This window comes from Pseudomonas sp. 1 R 17, from assembly GCF_900067035.1.
GTDB lineage: Bacteria > Pseudomonadota > Gammaproteobacteria > Pseudomonadales > Pseudomonadaceae > Aquipseudomonas > Aquipseudomonas marginalis.
In genome coordinates this window covers 80,243-105,830 of record NZ_FKLB01000050.1, presented here as the reverse complement: position 1 = coordinate 105,830, position 25,588 = coordinate 80,243, and the positions used below count along the sequence as shown (strand labels likewise).

Genomic DNA, 25,588 nt, shown 5'->3' with positions numbered 1-25,588 from the left:
TGTGCATTTGTTCCAGCAGTCTCTATGGTTCGACCTCATCGCCGGCCTGAGCGCCTTTGGTATGGCATTTTGCGCGGCGCAACCTGCGGAGGTGTGCGATGAACGTTGAACGCCAGGCGCGGCTACCGCAATCCTTGTTGCTGTTGCTCGGCAGTTGCCTGCCAGTGCTCGGTGCGGTGCTGCTGGCCCCCGTCCTGCCGCGTATGCAGGAACACTTCGCCGACACACCGGGTGTGGCCGTGCTGGTGCCCATCGCCCTGACGCTGCCGGCGTTGATGATTGCGTTGTTGGCTCCCGTGGCCGGAATCATCGCTGACCGGCTGGGGCGCAAACCGTTGTTGATCGGTGCGATGGTGCTCTACACCGTCTGCGGCGTGCTGCCGCTATGGCTGGAGTCGCTGCAGGTCATCGTGATCAGCCGCGCCGGCATCGGTGTGGCCGAAGCGGCGATCATGACCTGCTGCACCACGATGATGGGCGACTACTACAGCGGCGCGCGACGTGAACGCATGTTCGCCCTGCAAATGGTCGCGACCTCATTGTCGGCGGCGATCTTCATTGCCATCGGTGGAGTGCTCGGCGAGCACGGCTGGCGTACCCCATTTGCCCTGTATGGGTTGGGGCTGGTGTTCCTGCCGCTGATGGCCTGGTTGCTATGGGAGCCGCGTGCGCAGGCGGCCACCCTCACAACGGCGGGCAGGGCATTACCCTGGCGCCCGCTGGCACCGTTGTATGCCCTGGCATTCCTGGCGGGCCTGAGCCTGTTCATCGTGCCGGTACAAGTCGGTTACCTGCTTAACCTGCTGCATGTCGAAGGTTCGCAGCAGATCGGCCTGACCATGGGCGCCAGTCAGTTCGGCGTATTGGTCGGCGCCCTGAGTTTTCGTCTGTTGAGCGGTGTGCCGGCGCAGCGGCAGATGCTCCTGGCCTTCGTCGCGGCCGGGATCGGTGGCGGGCTGCTGGCGGTAGCCGACAGTCACGGGCTGGTGGTGATCGCCGTCCTGATCAACGGTCTGGGCATCGGCCTGATGATGCCGACCCTGCTCACCTGGATCATGAGCCAGGTCGACTTCCAGCAGCGCGGCCGCGCGGCCGGCGGCTTCACGGCGATGTTCTTCGCCGGTGAGTTCGCCAGCCCGCTGGTGGTGCTGGCGATCACCGGCGGCGTAATCGGCGCCTTGCCAGCGGCCTTGGGCATCGTCGCGGGCGTTCAACTGGTGGTAGCCCTGGCCTGCCTTCGGTTGCGTGGCAGCGGGTCTGTTTTTGCCACTGCGGTGGCCGCAGACCCTGAGCACTGACCTGCCCATTCGACGCTTCGACACAATAAGAACAACGAGGAGAACCGCATGAGTTATTTGCTCAATACCTGGTACATCGCTGGATGGGCAGACGAGCTGGCGCAAGGTGGCATGCTGGGCAGAACCATCGTCGAGCAACCCATTGTGTTCTTTCGCGATAGCCAAGGCGTGATCCAGGCGCTCGCCGATCGTTGCCCGCACCGTTTTGCCCCGCTGCACATGGGCAAGGTTGTCGGCGACAGCGTTCAGTGTCCGTACCACGGCTTGCGTTTCGATGGCAGTGGCCAATGCACGCAAAACCCCCACGGCGATGGGAATATCCCCAAAGCCGCCTGTGTTCGCGCGTTCGCAGTCGTTGAGCGCCATGGCGCGATCTGGGTCTGGCCTGGCGATGCGAGCCTGGCCAACGATGCGCTGATCGCGGATTTTTCCTTCTTCGAACAGGCGCCCACCCATGCCAAGGGGCACGGGTATTTGCCAACCCGCGCGCACTACGAGTTGCTGTCCGACAACATCATGGATTTGAGCCACGTTGATTTCCTCCACCCCGATACGCTCGGTGGCGGGGCGCTGTCACGCACCCGCGCCACCATCGAGGAGCTGCCCAACGACCGTGTGCGCATCAGTTGGTGGGCACCGGATGATGTGCCTCCTCCGGCTTTCGGCGCTCACCTTGAAGACCCGACCCGGGCGGACGTCTGGGCTGAAGTGATCTGGCACGCGCCCGGCCTGATGTTGCTGGGCAGCGGCGCCACGCCTCCCGGGCGCCCCAGGGCCGAGGGACCAGTGACATGGAACCTGCATCTGATGACGCCGCAGGACGCGGCCAACACCCATTATTTCTTTGCCAACACGCGCAGTTTCGAGCAGGACAATGCGCAGTTGAATGCCTTCGTCCAGGAGATGTTGATCGGTATTTTCGCCGGTGAAGACAAACCCATGGTCGAGGCTCAACAGCGCCAGATTGGTGAGGTTGAACTGCTTGGCCTCAACCCTGTGTTGCTGCCAGTCGATGCAGGGGCCGTGCGCTGTCGACGTGTTCTGCGTCGATTGATGGAAGCCGAGCGAGCGGAGACGCAAGCCAGTCGGTCATCAAACTATGAAAAAGAGGAACTGCGATGAGCTTTCTACGCAACGTCTGGTACGCGGCCGCCTGGGGAAACGAGATCAAGGCTGGCGAGTTGTTCCAACGAACATTGCTCAATGAACCCGTGGTGTTTTTTCGCGACACCCAAGGTAATGCCCAAGCCATTGCCGATCGCTGTCCCCACCGTTTCGCGCCCCTGGGCATGGGCATCCTCAAAGGCGATGCGGTGCGTTGTCCGTACCACGGCCTGGAATTCGATGGCAGCGGCACCTGTGTGCATAACCCTCATGGTGATGGTGCAATTCCCAAGGCGGCAAAGGTCAAGGCCTACCCGCTGGTTGAACGCTACAGCCTGCTGTGGATCTGGATGGGCGATGCACAACTGGCCGATGCGACGCTGATTCCGGATTTCAGTTGCATGGATGAAGACCGTTGGTATGTCGGCAAACGCTACCTGCACGCCAGAGCCAACTACGTGCTGGAAACCGACAACATCATGGACCTGAGTCATATCGAATTCTTGCACCCGTCTACGCTGGGTGGCGATGGCGTCAAGAGCGCGTTGACCAGCGTGCAAGAGGAGGGCAACACCGTTTGGTCCAACCGCCAGACGGTTGCGGAAATCATGCCGGAGTTTCTCTACACCGCCTGGAACATTCCTCAGGGCACACCGGTGGACCGTTGGATCGATGTGCGTTGGGATGCTCCGGCGAACATGTTGCTGTTTTCCGGCGCCGTGGCGACCGGGCTCCCCAGGGATAAGGGCGTTTCCACACCGATTCCGCATCTGTTCACTCCAGAGACCGAGACCACGACTCACTACTGGTTCTCAGTCTGTTTCCCCAAGGCAATGGGCGAATTTGCCGAGAGATTCGCTGATGAGCAGGCGGCCGCGATCAGCCGGCCCTTTGCCGATGAAGACTTGCCAATGCTCGAGGCGCAGCAGCGCATGATGGGCGCTGCATCATTCTGGGACTTGAAGCCGGTCCTGCTGATTGGTGATGCAGGAGCGGTCCGGGCGCGGCGTGTCCTCGACCGCATGATTGCTGCCGAACAGCCTGCGGGTGCCCAGTGATGATTGAAGTCATCGTCACTCGCAAGCGCCTCGAAGCCGAGGGCATCTACAGCTTCGAACTGGCCCCGGTCGAAAATTCCATGCTGCCTGCCTTCAGCGCTGGCTCGCATATCGACGTGCACCTGCCCAATGGCCTGGTGCGCCAGTACTCGCTGTGCAATCACCCGGAAGAACGCCACCGCTACCTGCTGGGAGTGTTGCTCGACCCAGCGTCTCGCGGCGGTTCGCAGGCCATGCACCAGCAAGTGCACGAAGGCAGCCGGCTGCGCATCAGCAAGCCACGCAATCTGTTCCCGCTTGAGCATGGGGCGGGGCACAGCGTGCTGTTCGCCGGCGGTATCGGCATCACGCCGATTCTCTGCATGGCCGAGCGCCTGGCGCGGATCGGCGCGCCTTTCGAGCTGCACTATTGCGGTCGCTCGGTCGGGCGCATGGCCTTTATCGAGTACCTGCGCCATTCGACGTTTGCCAAGTGTGTGCAGGTTCATGTGGACGATGGCGAGGATGCCCAGCGTCTCGACGCCGCTCGGGTTTTATCCGGGCCAGCCGCCGACCGTCACCTGTACGTCTGTGGCCCCAACGGTTTCATGGAACACGTGCTCGGCACGGCTCGCGAGCAGGGCTGGGCCGAGGCGCGACTGCACCGTGAGTACTTTGCCGCCGCCGCTGCCCCGGCGGGTGAGGCGGGCGGGTTCGAGGTGCAACTGGCAAGCACCGGACAGTGTTTCCAAGTGCCGGCCGCGCTCAGCGTGGCCCAGGTGCTGCTGGAAGCGGGAATCGATATTCCCCTGTCCTGCGAGCAGGGCATCTGTGGCACCTGCATTACGCGCGTGCTGGAAGGCGAACCGGAACACCGCGACATGTTCTTGACCGATGCCGAGCGGGCCCGCAACGACCAGTTCACGCCGTGTTGCTCGCGTGCCAGGAGCGCCCGGTTGGTGCTTGATCTTTAAGGTTTTCCACTGATTCATCTCTACCCGCTGCGGTGTTTTGCCAACTGATTAAGGAGTCGAACATGCAACAACTTCCTGGTTTCAAACGCGTGGTCACCGGGCATGATGTCCAAGGCCAGGCGGTGATCGCGCTCAGCGGACCGACGCCCAACAGCTTTGCGCTCAAGGCGGTACCCGGTACGGTCTTCCATGAGATCTGGAACAGTGGCGCCAGCCCCGCCGTACTCGACAACGGCGATGACCCCACTCGCAAGCCGCTTCAGTTGAGTCCGGCGCCGTTGGGCAGCGTCATCCGTGTGGTGGATATTCCGCCCGACAGCGTGCAGAACCAGGTCAGCGCCGAGGATGCCGCGGCGGCCTTCGCCGAAATTGGCCAGGCCCACGCCGGCACGGGGCAGGCTGATTCCAAACACAAGCTGATGCACCGCACCGAAACGCTCGATTACGGCGTGGTCACGGAGGGGGAGGTGTGGCTGGTGCTCGATGGCGAGGAAGTGCATCTCAAGCGCGGTGACATCGTCGTGCAGCGCGGCACCAACCACGCTTGGAGCAATCGCACCGAGCAGATGGCGCGCATGTTGTTCGTGCTGCTCGATGGCCGCTTCGCCCCCGAGCTGCAAGGAGAACCGGCATGAAGCTCAGCACCCTGAAAGATCACAGCCGCGACGGTCGCCTCTTGGTCGTGTCGCGCGACCTGGCCTGGGCGGTGGAGGCCAGCGATATCGCCGCGACGCTGCGGGAGGCTATCGAGCATTGGCCGAGCGTCGAAACGGCTTTGCGCATGCGGTATGACGCCTTGAACGAAGGCACGCTGACCGGGGCCTTCGCCTTTGATCCGCAGCGAGCCGCCGCGCCCTTGCCACGTGCCTGGCAGTGGCTGGACGCTTCGTCGTTCCTCAGTCATGGCGAGCGCATGCAGAAAGCGTTCGCGCTGGATCCGATCGAAGGTGTTGAACACACGCCGCTGATGTATCAGGGCTGTGGCGATGACTTTCTGGGGGCCCACGACGACATCGTGCTGCCCAGTGAAAGCCACGGTATCGATTTCGAAGGTGAATTCGCGGTATTGGTCGATGAGGTCCCCATGGGCTGCTCGGCGCAAGAGGCCGCCGACCATATCCGGCTCATCGTGCAAGTCAACGATGTCAGCTTGCGTGCGCTCGCCCCTCGGGAAATGAAGACCGGCTTCGGTTTTATCCAGGCCAAATCCTCGTCAAGTTTTGCCCCGGTGGCGATCACCCCCGACGAGTTGGGCGAGGCCTGGCGCGACGGGCGTGTGCACTTGCCGCTGAGGGTCGAATGGAATGGCCAGTGGTTCGGTCATGCCCACGGTGGCGCCATGCATTTCGGCTTTCATCAATTGATCGCCCATGCGGCGCTGACCCGGCGACTCAGGGCCGGCTGCGTGATCGGTTCCGGCACCGTTTCCAATGCCGATCCCACGGTCGGCGCGGCCTGCATCGCCGAGCGTCGTGCCGTTGAGATGATTGAGCACGGCGCGCCACAGACGTCCTTCATGCGCTTTGGCGACCGCGTGCGCATGGAGGTCTTCGATCTGCAAGGGCAGTCGGTGTTCGGGGCGATAGACCAGTGCATCGTGCGCGGAGGCCTCCCATGCGCGTAATGATTACCGGGGCCAATGGTTTTGTCGGCCGGGCGTTGGTGAAACGATTGCTCCAAACCAATGAGTTGCGAGGCCGGTCGATCAGCGCGTTGATATTACTGGACAAGGAATTGGTGGGGTTTGCTGAGGATAAGCGCCTGCGCCGGCATTGCGGCAGTGTCACCGACGCCGCGTTATTGCGCCGGGCCTTGGCCGATGGCATCGATGTGGTCTTTCACTTGGTCAGCATCCCGGGTGGCGCGGCCGAGCAGCACTATTCACTGGGCTATCAGGTCAACCTGCTGGCAAGCCTGGAGTTGCTTGACCAGTTGCGCGAGCAGCCTGGTACGCCGGTGCTGGTGTATGCCAGCAGCGTGGCGGTGTACGGCGGCGACCTGCCGGCTCGCATGGATGAGCGTGCCGTGCCGCACCCGCAGTTGAGTTACGGTGCGCACAAGGCAATGGTGGAAATGGCGATCAATGACCTTGCCCGACGGGGCGAGGTGGACGGTCGTGCCGTGCGCCTGCCCGGCATCGTCGCCCGTCCACGTGAACCCAATGGGCTGCGCTCGGCGTTCATGAGCGATCTACTTTACGCCTTCGCTCAAGGTGAACCGTATTGCTGCCCGGTGTCGCCGCAGGCGCAGGCGTGGTGGATGTCCGTGCGGTGTTGCGTGGATAACCTGCTGCGGGCCGCCGAACTGCCCGCTGTTGAGCTTGGTGAGTCACGTGTCTGGCAATTGCCGCTGTTGCACCTGTCCATTGCCCAGGTCATGGATGCCCTGGCCGCTGCCTACGGCCAGGAACGCCGCGCGCTGATCAGCTTCGCGCCGGATGCCGGGCTGCAAGCGTTGTTCGGCAACTTCCCTGCAATGAAAACCCCTCTGGCCCGCGCCCTTGGCTTTCGCCATGACGGCTCTGCCGGCGCCTTGATACGAAACAGTTTGAACGCTGCTGCCCCGGCGCGTCGTATGCGTGGACGGGTGGCGCTTGGAGTGACTGATCATGCAAACAGCTAAACGCCGCCTCGTGGACCTGTCCGTCACCCTGGACAACAACCCCTACACCGATCCGCCGCCATTGCTGCCGAAAATCGACTACATGGACCATCAGCAAGGCTGGCCGGAGATGGCCGCGATGTTTCCCGGCCTGTCCAAGGCGCAACTGCCTGGCGACGAATCCTGGGCGGCCGAGCGCCTGCAGATCACCACGCACAGCGGTACGCACATGGACGCCCCTTGGCACTACGCCTCGACCACGGACGGTGGCAAGCCGGCGTTTGGCATCGACGAGTTGCCGCTGGACTGGTGCCTGCAACCCGGCGTCAAACTGGACTTTCGTCATTTGCCGGATGGCCATGTGGTCAGCGCTGCCCAAGTGCAAGCAGAGCTGGAGCGTATTGGCCATATTCTACGGCCGCTGGACATTGTCCTGGTCAATACCCGTGCCGGCGCGCTGTTTGGCCAGCCTGGGTACCTGGACGCCGGGGTTGGCATCGGCCGTGAGGCCACGTTGTACTTGTTGGAACGCGGCGTGCGCGTGGTGGGCACCGATGCCTGGAGCTGGGACGCGCCGTTCAAGTACACACGCGAACGCTTCGCCGCCACAGGCGACGCCTCGATCATCTGGGAAGGGCACAAGGCCGGACGCGACATCGGTTACGGCCAGATGGAGAAGCTGGCCAACCTGGAATGCCTGCCGGCCCATGGTTTCCAGGTGTCCTGCTTCCCCTACAAGATCAGGCACGCTTCGGCCGGTTTCGTCCGCGCCGTAGCGATTTTCGAGGAATGAGCGTGCCGGCTGCCGGTGGGAAAAAGCGCGCTAGCCTGTCCCAGGGGCTTGAGGCGCTGCTGTCGGAGCACATTATCGAGGGACGGCTGCGTGGCGGTGAACAGTTGCCCACCGAGTCGGCCCTGATGCTGGAGCATGGCGTCAGCAGGACCGTGGTGCGCGAGGCCATGTCGCGTCTACAGGCCGGGGGAATGGTCGAGACACGCCACGGCATAGGGACCTTTGTATGCGGTAGCGCCCTGTCGTTGGGGTCCTTCATCGACCCGGAGACGATCGGTCTCATCACCGATTCGCTGGCGATCATGGAGTTTCGGATCGGTCTTGAGGTCGAAGCCGCCGGGCTCGCGGCCCAGCGACGCAACACGGATCAGTTGACGGGGTTGCGGGCACTTCTCGATCAGCTCGGGCAGCCGGATGTCAGCGTCAATGATCGGGCGGCGTTGGATTTTCAATTCCATTTGGGCATTGCCCAGGCGACCGGCAACCCCTACATCGCCAGCACACTGCTCAACCTGGGCGAGGTCATCATCCCCCGCAGCCGACTGGATTCTGCGCGTCTGTTTCACGATGAGCCTTTGCATTACGAACAGCGCATGCAAAGCGAGCACGAGCAGATTTACCAGGCGATCTTCCATCAGGACACTGAGTGTGCGCGTGCCGCGATGCGCCTGCATCTCCAGGACAGTCGCGAATACTTGCACCAGGCCCGCCAAGAGTTGATGACATGACGGAGAACCAGAGCTACCCGGTGCCGGACATGGCCACGCAGCCTACTGCCACGGCGCTCACCATCATCGATCCCCGCTGGACTTTGTTCGTCCGGGTCGTGGCGGCTGGCAGTCTCAGCAAAGCGGCCGTACTGCTGGACATGCCGCAGTCCATGGTGAGTCGCAATATTGCCCTGCTCGAATCGCAATGTGGCGAACGCCTGTTCCATCGCAACGGACGTGGGGTGGTTCTGACCGAATTTGGCGAGCAGTTGCTGCCCTGTATATCGGATCTTCTGGCGAACGCTGAAAGCCTTGTCGATGACATTCGCAACCTGCGTGGAAAGCCGGTGGGGGAGGTAGTTGTGGGCATGTTGCCTTCCGCGGTGCGCCGGTTTGCGGGGACGCTCTTTTCTGCGGTGCGCGCGCAGATGCCCGGGGTGAGATTGCACCTGATCGAGGGCGCCAGTGCTCAACTCGAAGAGCAGTTGCACGATGGTCGTCTGGATATGGCGCTGGTGCTGCGCGAGAGCGAGGCGAGCGTCGGCCAAGCTCATCTGTTGGCCAGGCTACCGCTGCACCTGGTAGGACCCGTCGCCGATCCTCTGCTCGGAAATCGAGATATTGCGCTGGAAAATCTATCTGGGTTGCCATTGGTCGTGCCTGGGCGGCCGCATCTGCTGAGGGCCAGGCTCGATCATTTGGCTGCGGAGCAAGGCGTGGAACTGTGCGTGGCCGTGGAAGCCGACTCGGTCCAGCTCCAGTACGAAGTCGTCGCGGCAGGCGGAGGCTATGCGATTGCCTCGGTGTTGCCGGGCTCACTGGATCAACGACTTATTTCATCGCGCATTATAGAGCCCGTGTTGGAGCGCTTTGTCGTGCTGGTCGAATCGCCCCGGCGCCCCTTGACCCGTGCTTCCCGTGAAGTGCGACGGCTGATTTGCAATCTGTCCATGCCATCGATTTAAGCGATAGCTGCTTTGCATCCCCAGCAGTATTCGGTGGGGGGCGCGCCTCGTAGGGTGTCAGTCAACCAACGACTGATCCCCGATTGCGAGGTTTGCGCCATGCATCACGCCCAAGAACTCCAAGTCATTGCCCCGACGCTTTTTCTCAGTGACGCCGATGTGGCCTCGCTCGCCGACTGGAGCACCGCCGTCGCCGCGCTCGCCGAGGCGTATGCACGCCCTGCATCGGATGCCATGGTGCCGCCTCGCTCCATGGCCCGGGGCGATGGCATCTGGCTGCGCAGTTTGACTGCCGTACCTCCGGCTGGCGGCCATATGGGCTGCAAGTTGATCGCAGCCTCCATGCGGGCGCGCTGCGCCAGCTACCTGATTGCGTTGTTCGATCAGAAAACCATGGCGCTCAGTGCCCTGATCGACGGCAACCGGGTGACGGGTTTGCGCACCGCGGCAACCGCTGCGCTGGCAGTCGATTTACTGGCGCCCAAGCGCGCGCTGCGGGTGGGGGTGATTGGCTCGGGGTTTGAGGCCCGTGGCGCATTGGACTGCCTCAAGTCCGTGCGCGATGTGGCGCATGTCCGGGTATTCAGTCCAACGCCCGCTAGCCGCGAGCGTTTTGCCGAGAGCTTCAGGCCAGGGCTGGAGATCCAAGCGGTGAACAGCGCGCAAGAAGCTGTGCAGGATTGCGACGTGGTGATTTGTGCCGCCCGCAGTCGTGACGAATCTCCGGTCCTGCAAGGCGCCTGGCTTTGCCCGGGGGCCACGGTTGTGTCGTTGGGTTCCACCTTGCCTGAGCAACGGGAAGTTGACCCGGTCACGATGGAGCGAGCCGTCTGCATCGTCGCCGATATGCCGCAAGAGGTGCTTCACGATACCGGTGACGCCATTGCGGCGATCAGTGCCGGCGTTTATGTCGCCGACAAATTGGTCGCGCTGTCGGACCTCGTCGCGGGCCGTGTCATACCGCGCCAGCACGCAAGCGACATCGTTCTCTACAAGTCTGTTGGCTCGGCGCTGCAGGACGTCGTCATCGCCCAAGCGCTGTACGAGCGCGCCCGGCAACAAGGCCTCGGCATCGAGTTGCCCGCCAGCATTGTCCCTGTCTCGAAATAACTCCCTTCACTGTGCAAAGGAACATCATCATGGCCACATACAAGAAAGCGGATGCCCGTGCCTGGGCGCGGGAAAACCTGGTGGGCTGCTCGGCTGTCACCATTCCAAGTTTCAGTGCTGATTTGAAGCGTCTCAATGAGCGTGGCATACGCCACGACATCGAACATACGGTTGGCCTGGGCTACAGTGCTACGTTGCTGTGCAGCGAGCTGGCGATTTCTATCCAGGAGAATGCCCAGTTCACTGCCTGGGCCCGTGAGTCAGGGAAAGACCTGATCCTGTTTTTCCATGCGGCCTTTGGCACGCTTGCCGAGAATATCGAGGCGGTGAAGCTCGCCGAGAATGCCGGTGCGGACATCGTCCTACTCTCCTATCCACCACAGTTCTGGCCGACCAGCGAGCAGGAAATCTACGACTACACCAAGTCGTTCTGTGACGCGACGGACCTCGCCGTCATGCTCTTCCCGATTCCGCTCTGGGGCTTTGAGCGCGTGCATCCGGCGGGTATGTCGCTGGAATTGGTCCGTCGCCTGTTGGCCGATTGTCCGAACATCGCGGCCATCAAGTCGGAGCAAGGGTTTCCGCTGCCAGCGGGCATTTGCGAGATGTATTACCACTTCCGTGATCAGGTGGTGATCAGTTGCCCGATCGAAGGCGACGCAATCCCCTTGATGAGCCTGATGAAGTTGCAGTTTTCCGGCACCAGCAACACCGCCTGGATGAGCGACTACTACCCGAAAGCGTTCGAACTGGCACGCACGGGCCGCTTTGAAGAGGCGATGGAACTGTACTGGAAGGTCAATCCGGCACGCAGCGCCAACGGCGCCGCCGCGCAAAGCTATGCCGGCGGCACTGGTGTGCTCAATCGCACGATGTGGAAATACCAGGATTGGCTCGCCGGCTTCAACGGCGGCCCACTGCGTGCCCCGGCGATGCGCGTGCCGGATCGCTTCATGAAGTCGCTGCGTCAAGGGTTGGTTGCGTCGGGGTTGCCGGTGACTTCGGATCCTGACAGCGCCTTCATGATCGGGCGTCATCCGTGCTGATCAGGAGGGTTGCACAGTGAAGCATTTACTTAAAGATCCCACACTGTGGCGTGACGGTGCCTATATCGCCGGTGAGTGGCTGACCGAGACGCCGCACGGTCACTACACGCTGCGTAATCCGGTGGACCAAACGGTGCTGGCCGAGTTGCCGCGTTGTCGTGAAACTGAAGTTCGGCACGCCATCGACGCGGCGAATGAGGCCTTTGGCCCATGGCGTCGCCTGACGGCCAAACGCCGTGGCGAGGTGTTGCGCCGCTGGTATGAGTTGATGGTTGAACATCGGGAGGACCTTGCCACGCTGATTACCCTGGAGGAGGGCAAACCACTGGAGGAGGCGCGGGGTGAAGTCGATTACGCGGCGTCTTTTGTGCGCTGGTTTGGCGAGGAAGCCACACGGGTGCGCGGTGATCTGATTCCGGGCGTAAAGGACACTCAGCGCATCGTGGTCCTGCGCGAACCCATCGGGGTCTGCGCCGCGATCACGCCCTGGAACTTCCCCGCTGCGATGATCACGCGCAAGGCCGCTCCGGCTCTCGCGGCCGGTTGCACGATGGTGGTGAAACCGGCCAGCCAGACACCCCTGACCGCCCTGGCACTCGCCGAACTGGCGCAGCGCGCTGGCGTGCCCGCCGGCGTTTTCAGTGTGATCACTGGCAACGACACCCGCGACATTGCCGGTGAGCTTACGGCCAACCCGCTGGTGCGCAAGCTCACCTTCACGGGGTCCACGGAAGTGGGCCGGCTGCTGCTGGCGCAAGCGGCGCAGACGGTCAAGAAATGCTCCATGGAGTTGGGCGGCAACGCCCCGTTCATTGTCTTCGATGATGCTGATCTGGATGCTGCGGCTGACGGGGTGATGTTGGCCAAGTTTCGCAATGGTGGACAGTCCTGTATCGGCGCGAATCGGGTGCTGGTGCAGTCCGCGGTTTATGACGCACTGGCCGAACGCATCGTCGAGCGCATGGCACGCCTGAAGCTGGGCAATGGTCTGGAGCCGGGTGTACAAGTCGGGCCGTTGATCGATGACGCGGCGGTACGAAAATCCCAGGCGCTGGTTGATGATGCGCTGGCCCAAGGCGCTCGACTGCTGTCTGGCGGCAAGCCCCATGCGCTGGGCGGGTGTTTTTTCGAGCCCACCTTGTTGGCTGATGTGACCCATGGGATGCGGGTTGCTCGTGAGGAGATCTTCGGCCCGGTCATGCCGCTGGTGCGTTTCGACACGGATGACCAAGCCATTGCCATGGCCAACGACAGCGAGTTTGGCCTGGCCGCGTATCTGTTCAGCCGTGACGCGGCGCGTATCTGGCGCAACGCCGCGCGCATCGAGTCGGGCATGGTGGGCATCAACTGTGGCTTGATTTCAAATGAGGTCGCACCTTTCGGTGGCGTGAAGCAGAGCGGTCTTGGGCGAGAGGGATCTCACCTGGGAATAGACGAGTTCCTAGAGGTTAAATACCTCTGCTGGGATGGCTTGGAAAGCGTGTAAACAACCGTCGTTAAAGGCCGGTGGACGGCGGTTCGTGTGAGCCGTCGTTCATCGGCTTTTGTATTTGTTCTGCCGCAAAGGCAGGCACTCCGAGCAATGCCCCCGGCTTACCTGCGAGACCCATCGCCGCCAGCGATACCTCGGATTGTGCAAAGCGATTTCAGCCCTGATAGCCGATTCGATAGTCTCGTGGCTGATCCGGCATTTTTCGTCGGCATTCCATGTTGCTGCGGCATTGACGCAATGACGCCGCAGCGCTCGTTGGTGCGCCATGCAATGTCTGCCCGAGTGAATAAGAATAATTAGGAGAGCGTGATGATTGCAGCAGTCAACAAGGTCCTGGTGATCGGGGGAGGGTTCTCCGGTATGACCGCGGCTATCCAGCTCGCCCGCCAGGGCGTCGAAGTGGACCTCGTCGAAATCGATCCATTGTGGTGTCCTTTGGGAGCGGGGATTACGCTCAGTGGGCCCACGCTGCGAGCGCTTGATACGGTTGGGATTTTGGAAAGGGTCGCCGGGGAAGGGTACCTGTCGACCAATTTCGATGTGTTTTCACCGGTGGGCGACCTGATCGTGCAATTGGCGCTTCGACCGCCGGTCAGCGATAAGCCGATTCCCTGTGGTGGCGGCATCCTGCGCCCGGTACTGGCTCGAATATTTGCCGACAGGACGCGGGAAGTGGGGACCCGTGTGCGCCTGGGCATCACCTACGACAGCGTCATCGAGCATGATGATGGCATTGATGTGTCTTTCACCGACGGGACCACTGAACGCTATGACCTGGTCGTCGCCGCTGACGGCGTGCATTCGCGCACGCGAAAGGAGTTTTTCCCGGAAGCACCCTCGCCAAAACCCATTCATCAGAGCGTCTGGCGCGCGGTGCTGAAGCGTCCGCCGGAAATCGTGCGCCCCACTCATTGGCTGGGTAGCACCAAGGTTGGCGTCAATCCAATCTCCGAAACGCACATGTACATGTTCCTCATGGAAAGCCGCGAGTTTTCCGAGTGGATCGACCCGGCCAGTTGGCCGGGTGAAATGGCGCGCCTGTTGAGTGAGTTCCCAGCTCCGATCCTGCAAACGCTGGTGCCGCAACTGTACGAGGCGGACGCCAATATCGACTATCGTCCGCTGTCCAATCTGTTGGTGCCGTTGCCCTGGCACAAGGGCCGAATCGTGCTGATCGGAGACACGGTGCATGCCACCACACCGCACCTGGCTTCCGGGGCTGGCATCGGTATTGAGAGCGCCATCGTGCTTGCCGAAGAGTTGCTCGGCAATAGCAATCTACAGACGGCCCTGAGCCGGTTCGAAACGCGGCGCTGGGAGCGTTGCCAACTCGTGGTCGAGAACTCCGCGCGTCTGTGCGAGATAGAGAAAAGTGGCGGGGACAAGGAAGAGCATGCGCAGATCATGCGTGAGTCCACTGCGACGCTGGCTGAGCCTATCTGATTGATTGCGACCCTGCTGGATGAGAAGGGTCGCGCTTCTGGTCGTTAGGAGCAGTGATCGAAAATAACGACCTCTTTGACGTAAGCGAAAAAAGACGCCGACGTCAGCGCCACGCCGTCCTCGGCAAGTTTTTGAAACAGCGCTCGCTGATACTGCCGAAAGGTCGAAAAATCCGCTTCATTTTCAAACCACAGGCTAGAGGCGCCTTCGTATACGGCGATGTTTGGCCCGAAATAGGCCGTCACCTTGTCACCCTCGGGCAGATACCGGGAGCGAACATACCGGCGTAGGGCGTTCTGGAAGTCGGGCTGTTCGCGGGTAATGCTCTCGTGAGCTGCGTCCCAAGCGTCGAAAAAACGATCGAGCGCCATGGATGGATTTTTCTTCAGCAGGATCATCACTTTCCATGGGAGAGGCGCTGTAGCGGTGCTAGCCGTCTCCGCTTCATCCATCAATTGAGCGAGCTGCTCGGAAAGGTCAGCGAAGTTCTTTGCATCAGGGCCCACGGTTTGCTGGGTATAGGGATCGCTGAAGGTGCGAATCAAACCTGGCACGTCTTCAAAAAACAGCTCCGTAATGGAGTCTTTGTGGAAGGACTGTGCGTAGGCACTGTCGGCGTCAACCCCGAAAGCCGCGTCGATGACATGGTTCTGCACGTACCGTTTGACGCCTAACGGTTTGGCTTTAGCGATTTCTCCGTGGGTGTGCTCTACATAGTTTATAAACTCGGCATGCGTCATTCCGGGTTTTCTGCGTACAGCGGCTAGGATTTTGATCATGAGGCGTTCTCGCTATTGGCAGGGTGAAGGGCGCCTGAACCTTAAATGCACTTCATGCTGTTGTAATTCATCTGATTGTTTTTCAACACCAAAATATAAGGCCAGGTTTAACCCGCAAACCAATCGGTATTCGTGCTGGTAGGTATCGCGCAATAACATGCTTGACCAGCCTTGAGTCAGCTTTGGATTTTGAGCGTTTTGTATGAGCCGATTTGGCGGTGAATCTATGGCAAAGAAAATTAACCGCGAGCAAGCTCAGCCCCCACAGGGGATATCGTGAACCCAGATGAATTGGAAACTGGCTCAAGCCGCTGTTGATTTCTCCCGACTGCCGCTCGCAGTGTCGCGGAACAGTCTGGGCGACATGCCGAACGTCGATTTGAAATGCCGGCTGAAGTGGGAGCTGCTGCCATAGCCCCAAGCGTAGGCGATCTCGGTGAGCGAGCGATGAGCATGTTCCCGATTGCGCAGGTCTTCGGCGCAACGTGACAGGCGCCGCTGCCAGATGTACTCGCTGACACTGCACCCCAGCTCATCCTGGAAGGCGCGGTGCAGGCTGCGTACCGAGCACTGTTCGGCGTTGGCGATGCGTTCGATGGTCAGGTCGCGGTCGGCCAGGTGGCGCTCGATGTACGCTTTGAGGCGGTTCTGCTTGAAGAAGCGGAAGTCGTGTTCGAGTTGCTTTTCTTCCTGCTTGTTCTTCAGCGCGTTATCCAGTAGCCCGGTGATGCTGTCGCCGATCAGCCCGGCCGAATGGTTGTTCAGCAAGGGGTATTGGTTGTAGGCATCGCTGATCAGGTGCATGAGCATCCGCCCCAGTCCATTGCGACCGTTAAGATGCATGTCGGCGGTTTGCGCGAGCTGCCCGGATGCCCCCTGGAACAGCAGGATGAAGTGTTCGCAACCTTGCATGCTGGTCACGTTGAAAGGTTTGCCGCAGTCGACCAAGAGCATTTCGTCAGGGGCCAGCACGCTACTTTGCTGGCCCTGCTCGAAGTGACTGACACCAGCCACCTGCATGATCAACATACGCGGCGTATCGAGGGCATCAATCGCTTTGCTCAGGTGGCGCGAATATCGATGGGCGCTGGCGGTCATTCGACAGAAACGCAACTGGCCCAGGTCCCCGTACTCCAGCCGACCCTGGAAGTTGCTGTCATGCAACGGGTCGATGAACGTCGATTCCAGCCGTTTTATATAGTCCGGCGTACGCCCCAGGTGATCGCTCATGAACTCTTTCCATTTCATCAAGCGGTCGGAGCGAACAACCTGATCGGTGGACACGCAGGCTAAATGGTTCATTTTTCGCCTCTATTTATTATTGTTTTTCTGACGGATCGGGCAAAGGGGTCGATTTGCCCGATCCGGGTGTGATCAAGGGTGCCAAAGACTCAGAACGGGTAGTGATGGCCTCCGGGCTGCCAGGTCACCCAATGGGCACGGGTAAACTCATCCAGGGCATAGTGACCGTTGAAGCGACCGAGGCCGGAATTCTTTTCACCACCGAACGGGGCATTGGGTTGGTCATCGACGGTGATGTCGTTGATATGGGTCATGCCCGCCACAATGCTCCGGGCGAAATTCAAGCCGCGGGCCATGTCCCGGGTGAACACGGCGCTGGAGAGGCCATACTCGCTGGCGTTCGCTAACGCCAATGCATGGGTTTCGTTTTCTGCGACCAGCAGCGGCAGCAGGGGGCCGAACGTTTCATCGCGGGCCAGTTCCTGATCGACTCCCACTTCACCGAACACATGGGCGGGCAGCACCAGCCCGGATGCCGGGCCGCCGCAAAGCTGCTTGAGGCCAGCACTCCGGGCACCGTCGAGCTTACGCAGCAGGCCATCGAGCTGGCTCTGATTGACCACTGGCCCGATCACCGTGTCGGCCTTGGTCGGATCGCCCGTCTTGAGGTTGCGCACGCGCTCCACCACCAGCGCTGCGAAATCGGCATACAGCGAGCGGTCGACGATCACCCGGTTGACGCTCATGCAGATCTGGCCCTGGTGCAGGAAACGCCCGACCACCGCAGCGTGCGCCGCACCTTCAATGTCGGCGTCATCCAGCACCACCAGCGGCGCGTTGCCGCCCAGTTCCAGGGCCACGCGCTTGATGTGTTTGCCACCGGTGGCAATACGGCCGACATTGCGTCCCACATCCGTCGAACCGGTGAAGGAAATCAGGCTCGGCACCGGGTGCTCGACAAAGGCATCGCCGATTTCCGAGCCGGCGCCGACCACGACGTTGAGCGAGCCCTCGGGGAAGCCGGCTTCTTCGAACAGGTGGGCAATCAGCAGGCCGCCGGTCACCGCTGTGTCGCTGGCGGGCTTGAGCACGATCGTGTTGCCCAGGGCGAGTGCCGGCACCACCGAGCGCATGCTCAGGTACAGCGGGAAATTCCATGGGCTGATCACGCCCACCACACCCAAGGGCTCACGGAAGACAAAACTCTGTTCGCCGGGCTTGTAGCTGGTCAGGATTCGACCTTCAACCTGCATCGGCATCGTCGTGCATTCACGCACCAGGTTCAGCGTGAATTGCCATTCCATGCTCGCCTTGATCCGGGTGCTGCCGGACTCGTCGATCAGCCAGTCGATGATCTCTTCACGGCGGTTCTGGATGACTTGGGCGAGCTTTTCAAGTTGAGCGCTGCGCTGGGTGGGGTGCAGTTGTGCCCACGCGGCCTGCGCCTGCTGCGCCGCCTGATAGGCGTCGTCGAGATCGGCAATCGAGGCCAGGGGCATCTCCAGCAATTGTTCGCCATTGAAGGGATTGCGGTCGTCCAGGCGGCGTGCGGAGCGCCCTGCACGCCAGGTACCGTTGATGTATTGGTTGCCGTTGATGGCGTAGGGCCCGAGCGGTTGAGTCGTCATGGTCTTTTACCTTTGGAGGCAGGTGGTCGCCTCGTTTAGAAATTAAGGGGGCAAACGCCGATGGGGAAAACTGCTCAGCTCCTGATCCAGGCGCGGCCCCAGGAATTGAGGGTGTATTCCTCCTGTGCCCAGACACCGGGCTGGCGGCTGGCATCGGTGACTTCGAGCTCCGCCGAGAACTCCAGGCGGTTGCGATCGGCATCGACCACCATGAAGAACAGGTTGTTGCCAGGCCCATGTCGGCCGGGGCCGAAGAAAATGGTGATGCGCTCCTTGGCGAAACGATCCCCCCAGTCACGGATGTCATTCCACTCGTTGGTTTCGTAACAGTGGTGGTCCCACTCGTTTTTCGAGCCGCGGAAAAACGCCAAGGTGTGGTGTTCGTCGTCCGAGCGCAGGAAGCACGTCGTGAGTTGGCCGGTCTGCTCGTCCACGACATTGTCCGAAACGGTAAAGCCCACCGTGTTGACGTAGAAATCAATCATGGCTTCCAGCTCCGTGGTCTGGAACACCACGTGCTGCAAGCGACCCGGCATGCCTGGGTGAGGGGCGTGGAGGGCAGGGGGAGCGACGCCAAATATCGTTTGCCGGCCCTGGGGGTCGCGGATCAGGAACGCCCCCGGCTCAAGCAGCGGCGAGTTGGTCTCTTCGATCACGCAGCCATTGCCGAGCAGGCGAACCCGCAGTTCTTGCAGTCGAGGTTGGCTTCCCAAGTCGAACGCTGCCGCGAGCAGGCCGCTGTGGTCGGCGGGGGAAACGAGCATGGCGCGTTGCGGGCCGCTGAGCATCCAGCTGCCATCGGCTTGCGCCTGGCTGCCCATGTCCAGCATCCGCCGATAGAAATCGATTTGCCGTTGCGCGTCCTTGCTCGCCAGGTGCAGGTAGCACAGGCGTGCAGGTGTGGAAGTCTGGAGTGTTTGCATAACCACCTCTGTGCTTGAAGGTTTTAGTGAAAGACGGGCGCGCTGCTCGGTTCGATTTCGCTGTTGTGGGGCATGGCGATGCCGAACAGTGACTGCAGCGATTCTGCGGCCTGGGTCTCGGTCGCCTTGTCGAAAATCGCCGCGATGTAGCGATCCGGGCGCAGCAGCAGAAACGGGTGGGAATCGCCCAGCAGGGTTTTGAGCTGGCCTTCACGGTCTTGAAGCACCGTGCAGCCCGGGATCGACGGTATGGCATGGACGGACGCGGGCAGGATCAGGATGCGTCTGGCTTCAAGGTGGCTCCAGAGATCATGCTTGAGTTCATCGATACGCTGGCGGGTCGGGTCGCCGTATTGAATCAAGGCGAAGCCGGCGCCGATGGTGTCATCGAGCAGGCGTTCCTGGCCGTGGGCATCGGTGAGCTTCGGTTGGGGGAACATCTGTCCGCAGGACAAGGTGCCTGCTTGCCCCTCGGTCAGCACCAGGCCCCGGGTGAAGCGGGGTTTGGGCTTGAAGCGCATTTGCAGGAAATAATCGCGCAACGGCGGCAACAGGCCGATCAAGGCGAATGCGCCACTGATCAAGCGAGCGCGCAGGACGGTGGCCGGTGCCATGACCACGCCGAGGTTCAAGGCCAACTTGATCAATGCCCACGCATGATCACGACGCTCGCTTTCGTATGACAGCAGTGCGCTTTCCGCCATTTTTCCCTTCAGCACGCCGACCAGCTTCCAGCCCAGGTTGTGGGCATCGCGAACGCCGCTGTTCATGCCTTGCCCGGCATAGGGCGGGGTCAGGTGCGCAGCGTCGCCGGCGAGAAATACCCGTTGCACCTGCCACTGCTCGGCGACCCGGGCATGGAAGGTGTAGACCGTCTTGCGCACGATGGAAACCGGCGTGTCTCCCTTGAACGGGCGCAGCAATGCTTGCAGGCAGGTTTCGTCGAGCACCTGTTCGTCCGTTTCATCGGGCTTGAGCAGGAACTCGAATCGGCGCGTACGGTGAGGGCCGGGCACCTCCACCACCGGACGCCTGGCGTCGCAATACACTCGGGTTTGCCAGAAGGGGTCGTCGTCCTGGTCGGTATCGACCACCAGCCAGCGTGAGGAGAAGCTCGAACCGACCATCTCGATCCCGAGTTGCTTGCGCACCGGACTACGCCCGCCGTCGCATGCCACCAGGTAAGCCGCGTGGACTTCCATCAGTTGCCCTTCGGCGTCACGCACCAGCGCGCACACGCTGTGTGGGTCCTGGGTGAATTCCACCAGCTCGTGGCTGAACCGAGCCGTCAGGCTGGCAAAACGTTCAAGGCCTAGCCTGAGGGTGTTTTCAAAAAGTGGTTGGCGAAACGCGTTGCGCTTGGGGAAGCCATACAGCTTGCCGGTCGGCTCGACCTTGCCGAAGCAGCGACCGCCGGGCCGGGTGAAGTAATGCACGCCGTAGCCGGGCACGACATCACGCAGCACGGCAGCATCCAGCCCGATGGCCTGCATGGTGCGCAAGGACTCATCATCGATTGAAACCGCCCGTGGCTCGGTAACCGTGCCCGGCTTGCGGTCGATGATCAGGGTGTCCACATCGGCTTGGCCGAGCAGGTTGGCCAGGGTCAGCCCGGTAGGACCGGCGCCGATGATCAGTACCTGGGTGTTGATGCGTTTGAGGGTTGTCATTGTTATTCCCTTCCGGATGGCTCAGCCCAATGGCTTGGCGCGGTTGGCGAGCGCAGCCATGCGTTGCGACAGATCCTGGGCCAGGGCAAGGATCTGCTGTCCTTGTGTCTCCTCCTGGGCACTGTCGCGTTCTCGCACCGGGCGCACGCAACTGATGCTGCCAACGACCTTGCCATCGCCATCGAAGATCGGCGCGGCCAGGCCATAGACGCCCGCGTCGACTTCACCTGCGCTGGCCACATAGCCTTGGCGACGCAGTTGCTGCAACGAACGACGGAACTGTTCCCAGGTCTGGCCCAGTTGACTGGCGCGCGCCTCTTCGGGGTGGTCGAGAAACAGCTGGCTGTGTTGACGCGAGGTCATGTTGGCGAGGATCGCCTTGGACGTCGCACCCAGGAACAACGGCCTGGGCGAACCACGGGAGTAGCTGACCTCGCTGAACAAGTCCCCGTGCTGGTGAATGCACACGACCTGGTCCTTGAACAGCCGGCAGATCAGCCAGACCTGTTGTTCGCTCCACTGTGGGAAGTTGGGCTCAAGCGCTTGTGCGGCGCGCAAGAGGGGGTCGCTCAGGCGCAACTGGCGGTCCCAGGTAATGATCCGTGCGCCCAGGGCATAACGCCCGGCTTCGACCTGGAACAATAGATTGGCCTCGGCCAATTCGCGCACGTAGCGGTAGATCGTCGAACGGGTAAAACCCAAGGCGCCGCCCATGTCGTCCACCGCCCAGATCGGGCTCTGTTCGGTGAACAGGTCGAGTACCCGCAACATGCGCTCCAGGCTCGAGCCTTTGCTGTCGCCATCCTGCTCGGGCAGGTGTTCAGGGGTGTGTAGGTTTTCCATGTTCATTGCTCGTCCACGATGCTGTTGCGCAGGGTGCCGATGCCAGCGATCTCGACCTCCACCTGATCGCCCGGCTTCATCCACACCGGTGGTTCGCGGAACGCACCGACGCCGCCGGTGGTGCCGGTGACAATTACGTCACCCGGGGCGAGTTCGGTGAAGGTGGAGCAATACTCGATCAGCTGGCGCACATCGAAAATCATGTCGCTGGTACGGGTGTGCTGCATCACTTGGCCATTGAGGCGGGTGGTCAATTCCAAATCCTGCGGGTCGCCGATCTCGTCGCCGGTCACCAACCAGGGGCCGAAACCGCCGGTGTTCGGGAAGTTCTTGCCGGGGACGAACTGAATGGTGTGCTTCTGCCAGTCGCGGACACTTCCGTCGTTGTAGCAGGCATAACCGGCGACGTAGTCCAGCGCGTCGGCGTGTTTGACGTGGCGGGCCGCTTTACCGATCACCACCGCCAACTCGCCCTCGAAATCAAGCTTGTGGGACGCGGTCGGGCGAACGATGGGTTGCAGGTGGGCAGTCTGGCTGTCGGCGAAGCGGGTAAAGATCATCGGATAGGTCGGCATTTCCCGACCGGTTTCGCGCACGTGAGTGGCGTAGTTGATGCCGATGCACAGCACTTTGCCCGGGTTCGGGATCACCGGCAGGAACGTCACTTCAGCAAGGGGGATACGCGGCAGGCTTGCCAGGCGCGCAGCGCTCAGTTCGTTCAGACGGTTCTGGCCGATAGCCTGTTTTAGGTCGCTGCCAAGGGTTGGCTTGAGCGATTCCAGGTCGATGATTTGATCACCTTCGACCACGCCGTAGCTGCTACGGCCCTGGACAATAAAGCTTGTGAGTTTCATGGAGGCTCCTAGGAAGAGGGAGGGTGCAATGAGGGTTAATCTAATCGTGCTATAAAATCCTGTAAAGTGGGATTTATACAAAAATCCTAAAATATGGAATTTATGTGTTTTTTTGCGCGACTGTCCCTTTGGCGGACTTGGGGAGCAAAGGGCGGGGAGGCAGGCAGCCACCGTAGATGGCAGGGGCCGCGAGAGGTGCGCAAAAGGCTCTAAACCTGTGGGAGCGAGCTTACTCGCGATGAGGTCAGCCAGTTCAATACTCATGTAATTGAACCGCCGCCATCGCGAGAAAGCTCGCTCCCACAGGGATTGTGCTTAATTGACGGATATCAGGGCCTGATGCCAATCAATCGCTTGGTGCCCAGCAGCCATGCAGCGACATGCGCATCCGGAAGGGAATCCTGATGCGGGCAATGGGGCCGCTGGCCATGTCACGGGTGTCCAGCACGACCAGTTCGCTGCGCCCTTCGGCAATGAGGTTGAGCATGGCAACCACGTAGCCATCGGCTTCCTCTGCATCCGCCGAGCGCGGTATGAAGATGGGTTCCTGAAAGCATCCGCTGTCGCCGGGAAACCAGGCGTCGGTGCGGCCTGTCTGCAGGTCCAGGTGCGCCAGCAGGTTGAAAAACTGGAAGGGTATCGGCCCATTCGCCGGGTTGTAAGGACGCTCAGGATCAAAGGCGAGCAGAAAACCATGCTGGTACTTTCGACCGATGTAGCGATCATCACACCGTGGAAACTCGCAGGGATATTCCGTCAGTGGCTGCGGTTGAACGTTCTCCTGCGCGCCATTCAGGTCGAAGGTCCAGCGCATCAGGCTGGCGGCCAGGGTTTCAGGCGGTGGTACGTAGCCGTCGGCCTGGGGGAAGAAGTAGAAGATGTTGCCGCCGGTGACGGGCATGTCGACATACACCTTGCCGTCCTCATCGAACGCATTCAGTGTGTGCCCCTGGAAGCCGTCCTTGGGCCCCTTGAACCAACGTACATCTTGCGCACACCCGTTACGCGGTACGACCGCGAACAGCTGAGGCAGATCGGGTTGCCACTGGAAATGCGGGCCGCCGTTTTTCATGCGCTCGACGTCCACCGTCAACGGAATCAACGGGAACACCACGTACCGTTCGGTCACCGCGAAATCATGCACCATCGCCGCATAAGGCGCCTGGAACCAGATCTCGTGCAGCAGTTTTCCGTCCGGCGAGAGTTCAAAGTAGGCCAGGTCAGGCGTGCCGTCGCCTTTGGCCTCATAACTGCAGGCCAGCAGGTTGCCTGTCACCGGATCGAGCTTGGGGTGGGCGGTGAACGTCGCGGCTTTGATCTGCCCATCAAAGGTCCATTCGCCGAGGGTCTCCAGGGTTTCGAGATCCATCGCCCAAGGCAGGGCATCTTCCTTGAGCGCCAACAGGACGCCGTTGTGAGGGATGACGGTGGTGTTGGCGGTGGTGTTGTTTTTCGCCGCGAGGGGGTCATTGGTGAAAGCGTTGCGATAAACACCATTGAGTGAGCGACCTTCCCGGCGCTGGGCCAGCAGGCGATCGGTTTTCACGTAGCGGCGTCGCAGCGAGGCCTTACCGTTGGCAAAATGAAAGCGGCTAACCATGCCGTCACCGTTAAAAAAGATATCGGTGCCCAGCATGGGGGGATACTGCGGGTCTGGCGCGACTTGATAAAAAGTCCCGTGGATCGAAGCGGGAAGAATGCCTTCGATCTCCAGGTCAAACACGTCGGCTTCCACCCGGCTGGGTGTGTAGAGTGCGCCGCTAAACTCAGGTGTCTGAGGGTATTGAATGGTCATCTGGCAATCTCATCAGTGTGCGGTTTCATTCATTTGCAAGGTGCAGCGTCAGGCCGATTGTGCAGACATGGCCGGCCCGGAAGGTTTTACGCCGCGCCGAAAGCGGGCAACGACCAGGCACGAGATAATCAAGGCTAGCAAATAGGCGGAAGCGGCCAGCCACCCCACCGCCCGGAAGTGTCCCTCGCCGACGACCAGCGCAGCCCCGAATGGCCCCAGCCCCTGGCCGACGAAAATGGCGGCGTTACCCAGGCCCGCCAATCGACCGGAAGGGTCCAGTTCCGCCGCCATGGAAAGCAGGTAGGGCAGGCTGAAAAACCAGACCATATGGATCAAGCAGGCCGTGGTGATAAAGGCAACGGGGCTGGTGCCATAGACCATGATCAAGGTCGCCAGCAATGCCGTGCCGAAGCTCAACAGTTGCGGAAACAGCAGGCCCAGGCGCCGTCCGATCAGACCGGCCAGGCCGGCGCCAAGGGCACCGGCAAGAATGCTGCCGCCGAGGATGCCGCCAATCTGCTGGGGCTCCAGGCCGATGCTCTTGCCGATGCGTTCCTGGTACACCCACAGGGCCGAGTGACCGAAGAACAGCAGGGCAAACAGCAGGATCAACAGCATGGCGGTGAGACCGAATGGCTGGATCGAGCCATTGGCCGCGCGATGGGCGTCCGGGTAGCGCTTGGGCACTCTCCGGCAACCCAGCGCCGCGAGCACGCTGGTGATCGCCAACAGGGAAAACGCCCCATTCACGCCAAATGTTTGAAGGACCAGCGGCATGGAGGTCACCAGCAGCATGCCCCACAGCAGGTTGCCGATGTTGATGACCGCGAAGGTCGCATCCTTGGACGTGCGCAGCGCTGCGGTGGCATAGACCACCGCCATGACCGCGCCGCCGCTGGCGCCGCAGATCATCCTGGAAATGACCAGTCCGGCCTGGCTGTGCAGTTGTGTGCTGACCAGGTTACCCAATGCCAGGATCAACAAGGCCACCAGGGCGAAGCGGCGCCGGTCGACGCTCGCCATGAACAGGGCGCAGCCCCCGCAGGCGATGGCCATCGCCATGAGTTCCGCAGCGAAGATCGCGCCGATTGCATTGAGCGGCAGGCCGAGCTGGTCGATCAAGGCACCGCCCAGGATCGGCTGGATCTGCAGCGTCCCCAGGGAAATGACCATCATCAGGCAGATGGCGCCCAGTGATTTTTTGCTGTCGATGGAGTCGAGTGCGTTCATGAAGCATCACCTCAGGTAAAGAGCCCGCTCATGCGTGAGCCGGCCTACACG

23 protein-coding genes are annotated in these 25,588 nt (G+C 61.3%); 14 read left to right on the top strand and 9 right to left on the bottom strand.

The genetic code is table 11. The features are described 5' to 3' along the window. The first annotated feature begins 98 nt into the window (after nt 1-98). The 14 genes from BFP99_RS17695 (at nt 99) to BFP99_RS17630 (ending at nt 14,573) form a co-directional block, all read left to right on the top strand. The gene (locus BFP99_RS17695; RefSeq protein WP_065947819.1) at nt 99-1,298 is read left to right on the top strand and encodes an MFS transporter; all 1,200 of its coding nucleotides are present in this window, start codon (nt 99-101) and stop codon (nt 1,296-1,298) included. 48 nt (nt 1,299-1,346) lie between these two features. Continuing rightward, nucleotides 1,347-2,420 carry an aromatic ring-hydroxylating dioxygenase subunit alpha gene (locus BFP99_RS17690; protein ID WP_065947818.1) on the top strand — a complete coding sequence of 358 codons (1,074 nt, stop codon included), beginning with the start codon at nt 1,347-1,349 and terminating at the stop codon, nt 2,418-2,420. Next, the gene (locus BFP99_RS17685) at nt 2,417-3,460 is read left to right on the top strand and encodes an aromatic ring-hydroxylating dioxygenase subunit alpha (RefSeq protein WP_065926053.1); all 1,044 of its coding nucleotides are present in this window, start codon (nt 2,417-2,419) and stop codon (nt 3,458-3,460) included. The genes BFP99_RS17690 and BFP99_RS17685 overlap by 4 nt, the downstream gene beginning before the upstream one ends. Beyond that, a complete protein-coding gene (locus BFP99_RS17680; RefSeq protein WP_065947817.1) occupies nt 3,460-4,413 on the top strand; it encodes a PDR/VanB family oxidoreductase in 954 nt (317 codons plus the stop codon). The genes BFP99_RS17685 and BFP99_RS17680 overlap by 1 nt, the downstream gene beginning before the upstream one ends. A gap of 62 nt (nt 4,414-4,475) precedes the next feature. Further along, nucleotides 4,476-5,048 (top strand): cupin domain-containing protein, encoded by a 573-nt coding sequence (locus BFP99_RS17675; RefSeq protein ID WP_065947816.1) that lies wholly within the window; start codon nt 4,476-4,478, stop codon nt 5,046-5,048. Beyond that, nucleotides 5,045-6,037 (top strand): fumarylacetoacetate hydrolase family protein, encoded by a 993-nt coding sequence (locus BFP99_RS17670; protein WP_065947815.1) that lies wholly within the window; start codon nt 5,045-5,047, stop codon nt 6,035-6,037. Before BFP99_RS17675 ends, BFP99_RS17670 begins: the two co-directional genes overlap by 4 nt. Next, nucleotides 6,028-7,035 (top strand): NAD-dependent epimerase/dehydratase family protein, encoded by a 1,008-nt coding sequence (locus tag BFP99_RS17665; RefSeq protein ID WP_065947814.1) that lies wholly within the window; start codon nt 6,028-6,030, stop codon nt 7,033-7,035. Before BFP99_RS17670 ends, BFP99_RS17665 begins: the two co-directional genes overlap by 10 nt. Beyond that, on the top strand, nt 7,022-7,807 hold the full coding sequence (locus BFP99_RS17660; RefSeq protein ID WP_065939502.1) for a cyclase family protein: 786 nt from the start codon (nt 7,022-7,024) through the stop codon (nt 7,805-7,807). The genes BFP99_RS17665 and BFP99_RS17660 overlap by 14 nt, the downstream gene beginning before the upstream one ends. Then, complete coding sequence (locus BFP99_RS17655) at nt 7,804-8,535, top strand: FadR/GntR family transcriptional regulator (protein WP_065947813.1); 732 nt, start codon at nt 7,804-7,806, stop codon at nt 8,533-8,535. Before BFP99_RS17660 ends, BFP99_RS17655 begins: the two co-directional genes overlap by 4 nt. Further along, a complete protein-coding gene (locus tag BFP99_RS17650) occupies nt 8,532-9,482 on the top strand; it encodes a LysR family transcriptional regulator (protein ID WP_235865574.1) in 951 nt (316 codons plus the stop codon). The genes BFP99_RS17655 and BFP99_RS17650 overlap by 4 nt, the downstream gene beginning before the upstream one ends. A gap of 99 nt (nt 9,483-9,581) precedes the next feature. Then, nucleotides 9,582-10,592 carry an ornithine cyclodeaminase family protein gene (locus tag BFP99_RS17645; RefSeq protein WP_065947812.1) on the top strand — a complete coding sequence of 337 codons (1,011 nt, stop codon included), beginning with the start codon at nt 9,582-9,584 and terminating at the stop codon, nt 10,590-10,592. A gap of 29 nt (nt 10,593-10,621) precedes the next feature. Continuing rightward, nucleotides 10,622-11,638 (top strand): dihydrodipicolinate synthase family protein, encoded by a 1,017-nt coding sequence (locus tag BFP99_RS17640; protein ID WP_065947811.1) that lies wholly within the window; start codon nt 10,622-10,624, stop codon nt 11,636-11,638. Between the two features lie 16 nt (nt 11,639-11,654). Next, entirely contained in the window at nt 11,655-13,124 is a 1,470-nt protein-coding gene (locus tag BFP99_RS17635) for an NAD-dependent succinate-semialdehyde dehydrogenase (protein ID WP_065926059.1), read from the top strand. Nucleotides 13,125-13,439: 315 nt separating this feature from the next. Further along, nucleotides 13,440-14,573 carry an FAD-dependent oxidoreductase gene (locus BFP99_RS17630; protein ID WP_083221216.1) on the top strand — a complete coding sequence of 378 codons (1,134 nt, stop codon included), beginning with the start codon at nt 13,440-13,442 and terminating at the stop codon, nt 14,571-14,573. A gap of 44 nt (nt 14,574-14,617) precedes the next feature. Here the strand turns inward: BFP99_RS17630 and BFP99_RS17625 are convergent, their stop codons facing one another. The 9 genes from BFP99_RS17625 to BFP99_RS17585 form a co-directional block, all read right to left on the bottom strand. Then, entirely contained in the window at nt 14,618-15,352 is a 735-nt protein-coding gene (locus BFP99_RS17625; RefSeq protein ID WP_042727883.1) for an EthD domain-containing protein, read from the bottom strand. Nucleotides 15,353-15,655: 303 nt separating this feature from the next. Further along, complete coding sequence (locus BFP99_RS17620) at nt 15,656-16,654, bottom strand: helix-turn-helix domain-containing protein (protein ID WP_065926061.1); 999 nt, start codon at nt 16,652-16,654, stop codon at nt 15,656-15,658. An 89-nt stretch (nt 16,655-16,743) separates the two neighbouring features. Then, a complete protein-coding gene (locus BFP99_RS17615; RefSeq protein ID WP_065947810.1) occupies nt 16,744-18,222 on the bottom strand; it encodes an aldehyde dehydrogenase family protein in 1,479 nt (492 codons plus the stop codon). A gap of 74 nt (nt 18,223-18,296) precedes the next feature. Continuing rightward, nucleotides 18,297-19,145, bottom strand: a complete 849-nt coding sequence (locus BFP99_RS17610) for a VOC family protein (RefSeq protein WP_065926063.1) — start codon at nt 19,143-19,145, stop codon at nt 18,297-18,299. Between the two features lie 23 nt (nt 19,146-19,168). Then, the gene (locus BFP99_RS17605; protein ID WP_065926064.1) at nt 19,169-20,815 is read right to left on the bottom strand and encodes a bifunctional 3-(3-hydroxy-phenyl)propionate/3-hydroxycinnamic acid hydroxylase; all 1,647 of its coding nucleotides are present in this window, start codon (nt 20,813-20,815) and stop codon (nt 19,169-19,171) included. 21 nt (nt 20,816-20,836) lie between these two features. Next, nucleotides 20,837-21,658 carry an IclR family transcriptional regulator gene (locus BFP99_RS17600; RefSeq protein WP_065926065.1) on the bottom strand — a complete coding sequence of 274 codons (822 nt, stop codon included), beginning with the start codon at nt 21,656-21,658 and terminating at the stop codon, nt 20,837-20,839. A gap of 2 nt (nt 21,659-21,660) precedes the next feature. Next, nucleotides 21,661-22,512 carry a fumarylacetoacetate hydrolase family protein gene (locus tag BFP99_RS17595; protein WP_065926066.1) on the bottom strand — a complete coding sequence of 284 codons (852 nt, stop codon included), beginning with the start codon at nt 22,510-22,512 and terminating at the stop codon, nt 21,661-21,663. A gap of 346 nt (nt 22,513-22,858) precedes the next feature. Continuing rightward, the gene (locus tag BFP99_RS17590; protein ID WP_065947809.1) at nt 22,859-24,307 is read right to left on the bottom strand and encodes a carotenoid oxygenase family protein; all 1,449 of its coding nucleotides are present in this window, start codon (nt 24,305-24,307) and stop codon (nt 22,859-22,861) included. A gap of 48 nt (nt 24,308-24,355) precedes the next feature. After that, nucleotides 24,356-25,537 (bottom strand): MFS transporter, encoded by a 1,182-nt coding sequence (locus tag BFP99_RS17585; protein WP_065947808.1) that lies wholly within the window; start codon nt 25,535-25,537, stop codon nt 24,356-24,358. Nucleotides 25,538-25,588: the final 51 nt, after the last annotated feature.

Excerpts from the sequence above, each read along its gene's own strand:
- BFP99_RS17615 (WP_065947810.1), bottom strand. The coding sequence starts at position 18,222 with ATGACGACTCAACCGCTCGGGCCCTACGCCATCAACGGCAACCAATAC.
- BFP99_RS17685 (WP_065926053.1), top strand. The coding sequence starts at position 2,417 with ATGAGCTTTCTACGCAACGTCTGGTACGCGGCCGCCTGGGGAAACGAG.
- BFP99_RS17585 (WP_065947808.1), bottom strand. The coding sequence starts at position 25,537 with ATGAACGCACTCGACTCCATCGACAGCAAAAAATCACTGGGCGCCATC.
- BFP99_RS17695 (WP_065947819.1), top strand. The coding sequence starts at position 99 with ATGAACGTTGAACGCCAGGCGCGGCTACCGCAATCCTTGTTGCTGTTG.
- BFP99_RS17650 (WP_235865574.1), top strand. The coding sequence starts at position 8,532 with ATGACGGAGAACCAGAGCTACCCGGTGCCGGACATGGCCACGCAGCCT.
- BFP99_RS17600 (WP_065926065.1), bottom strand. The coding sequence starts at position 21,658 with ATGGAAAACCTACACACCCCTGAACACCTGCCCGAGCAGGATGGCGAC.
- BFP99_RS17665 (WP_065947814.1), top strand. The coding sequence starts at position 6,028 with ATGCGCGTAATGATTACCGGGGCCAATGGTTTTGTCGGCCGGGCGTTG.
- BFP99_RS17605 (WP_065926064.1), bottom strand. The coding sequence starts at position 20,815 with ATGACAACCCTCAAACGCATCAACACCCAGGTACTGATCATCGGCGCC.
- BFP99_RS17620 (WP_065926061.1), bottom strand. The coding sequence starts at position 16,654 with ATGAACCATTTAGCCTGCGTGTCCACCGATCAGGTTGTTCGCTCCGAC.
- BFP99_RS17630 (WP_083221216.1), top strand. The coding sequence starts at position 13,440 with ATGATTGCAGCAGTCAACAAGGTCCTGGTGATCGGGGGAGGGTTCTCC.
- BFP99_RS17690 (WP_065947818.1), top strand. The coding sequence starts at position 1,347 with ATGAGTTATTTGCTCAATACCTGGTACATCGCTGGATGGGCAGACGAG.
- BFP99_RS17610 (WP_065926063.1), bottom strand. The coding sequence starts at position 19,145 with ATGCAAACACTCCAGACTTCCACACCTGCACGCCTGTGCTACCTGCAC.
- BFP99_RS17655 (WP_065947813.1), top strand. The coding sequence starts at position 7,804 with ATGAGCGTGCCGGCTGCCGGTGGGAAAAAGCGCGCTAGCCTGTCCCAG.
- BFP99_RS17625 (WP_042727883.1), bottom strand. The coding sequence starts at position 15,352 with ATGATCAAAATCCTAGCCGCTGTACGCAGAAAACCCGGAATGACGCAT.
- BFP99_RS17645 (WP_065947812.1), top strand. The coding sequence starts at position 9,582 with ATGCATCACGCCCAAGAACTCCAAGTCATTGCCCCGACGCTTTTTCTC.
- BFP99_RS17595 (WP_065926066.1), bottom strand. The coding sequence starts at position 22,512 with ATGAAACTCACAAGCTTTATTGTCCAGGGCCGTAGCAGCTACGGCGTG.
- BFP99_RS17670 (WP_065947815.1), top strand. The coding sequence starts at position 5,045 with ATGAAGCTCAGCACCCTGAAAGATCACAGCCGCGACGGTCGCCTCTTG.
- BFP99_RS17640 (WP_065947811.1), top strand. The coding sequence starts at position 10,622 with ATGGCCACATACAAGAAAGCGGATGCCCGTGCCTGGGCGCGGGAAAAC.
- BFP99_RS17680 (WP_065947817.1), top strand. The coding sequence starts at position 3,460 with ATGATTGAAGTCATCGTCACTCGCAAGCGCCTCGAAGCCGAGGGCATC.
- BFP99_RS17590 (WP_065947809.1), bottom strand. The coding sequence starts at position 24,307 with ATGACCATTCAATACCCTCAGACACCTGAGTTTAGCGGCGCACTCTAC.
- BFP99_RS17660 (WP_065939502.1), top strand. The coding sequence starts at position 7,022 with ATGCAAACAGCTAAACGCCGCCTCGTGGACCTGTCCGTCACCCTGGAC.
- BFP99_RS17675 (WP_065947816.1), top strand. The coding sequence starts at position 4,476 with ATGCAACAACTTCCTGGTTTCAAACGCGTGGTCACCGGGCATGATGTC.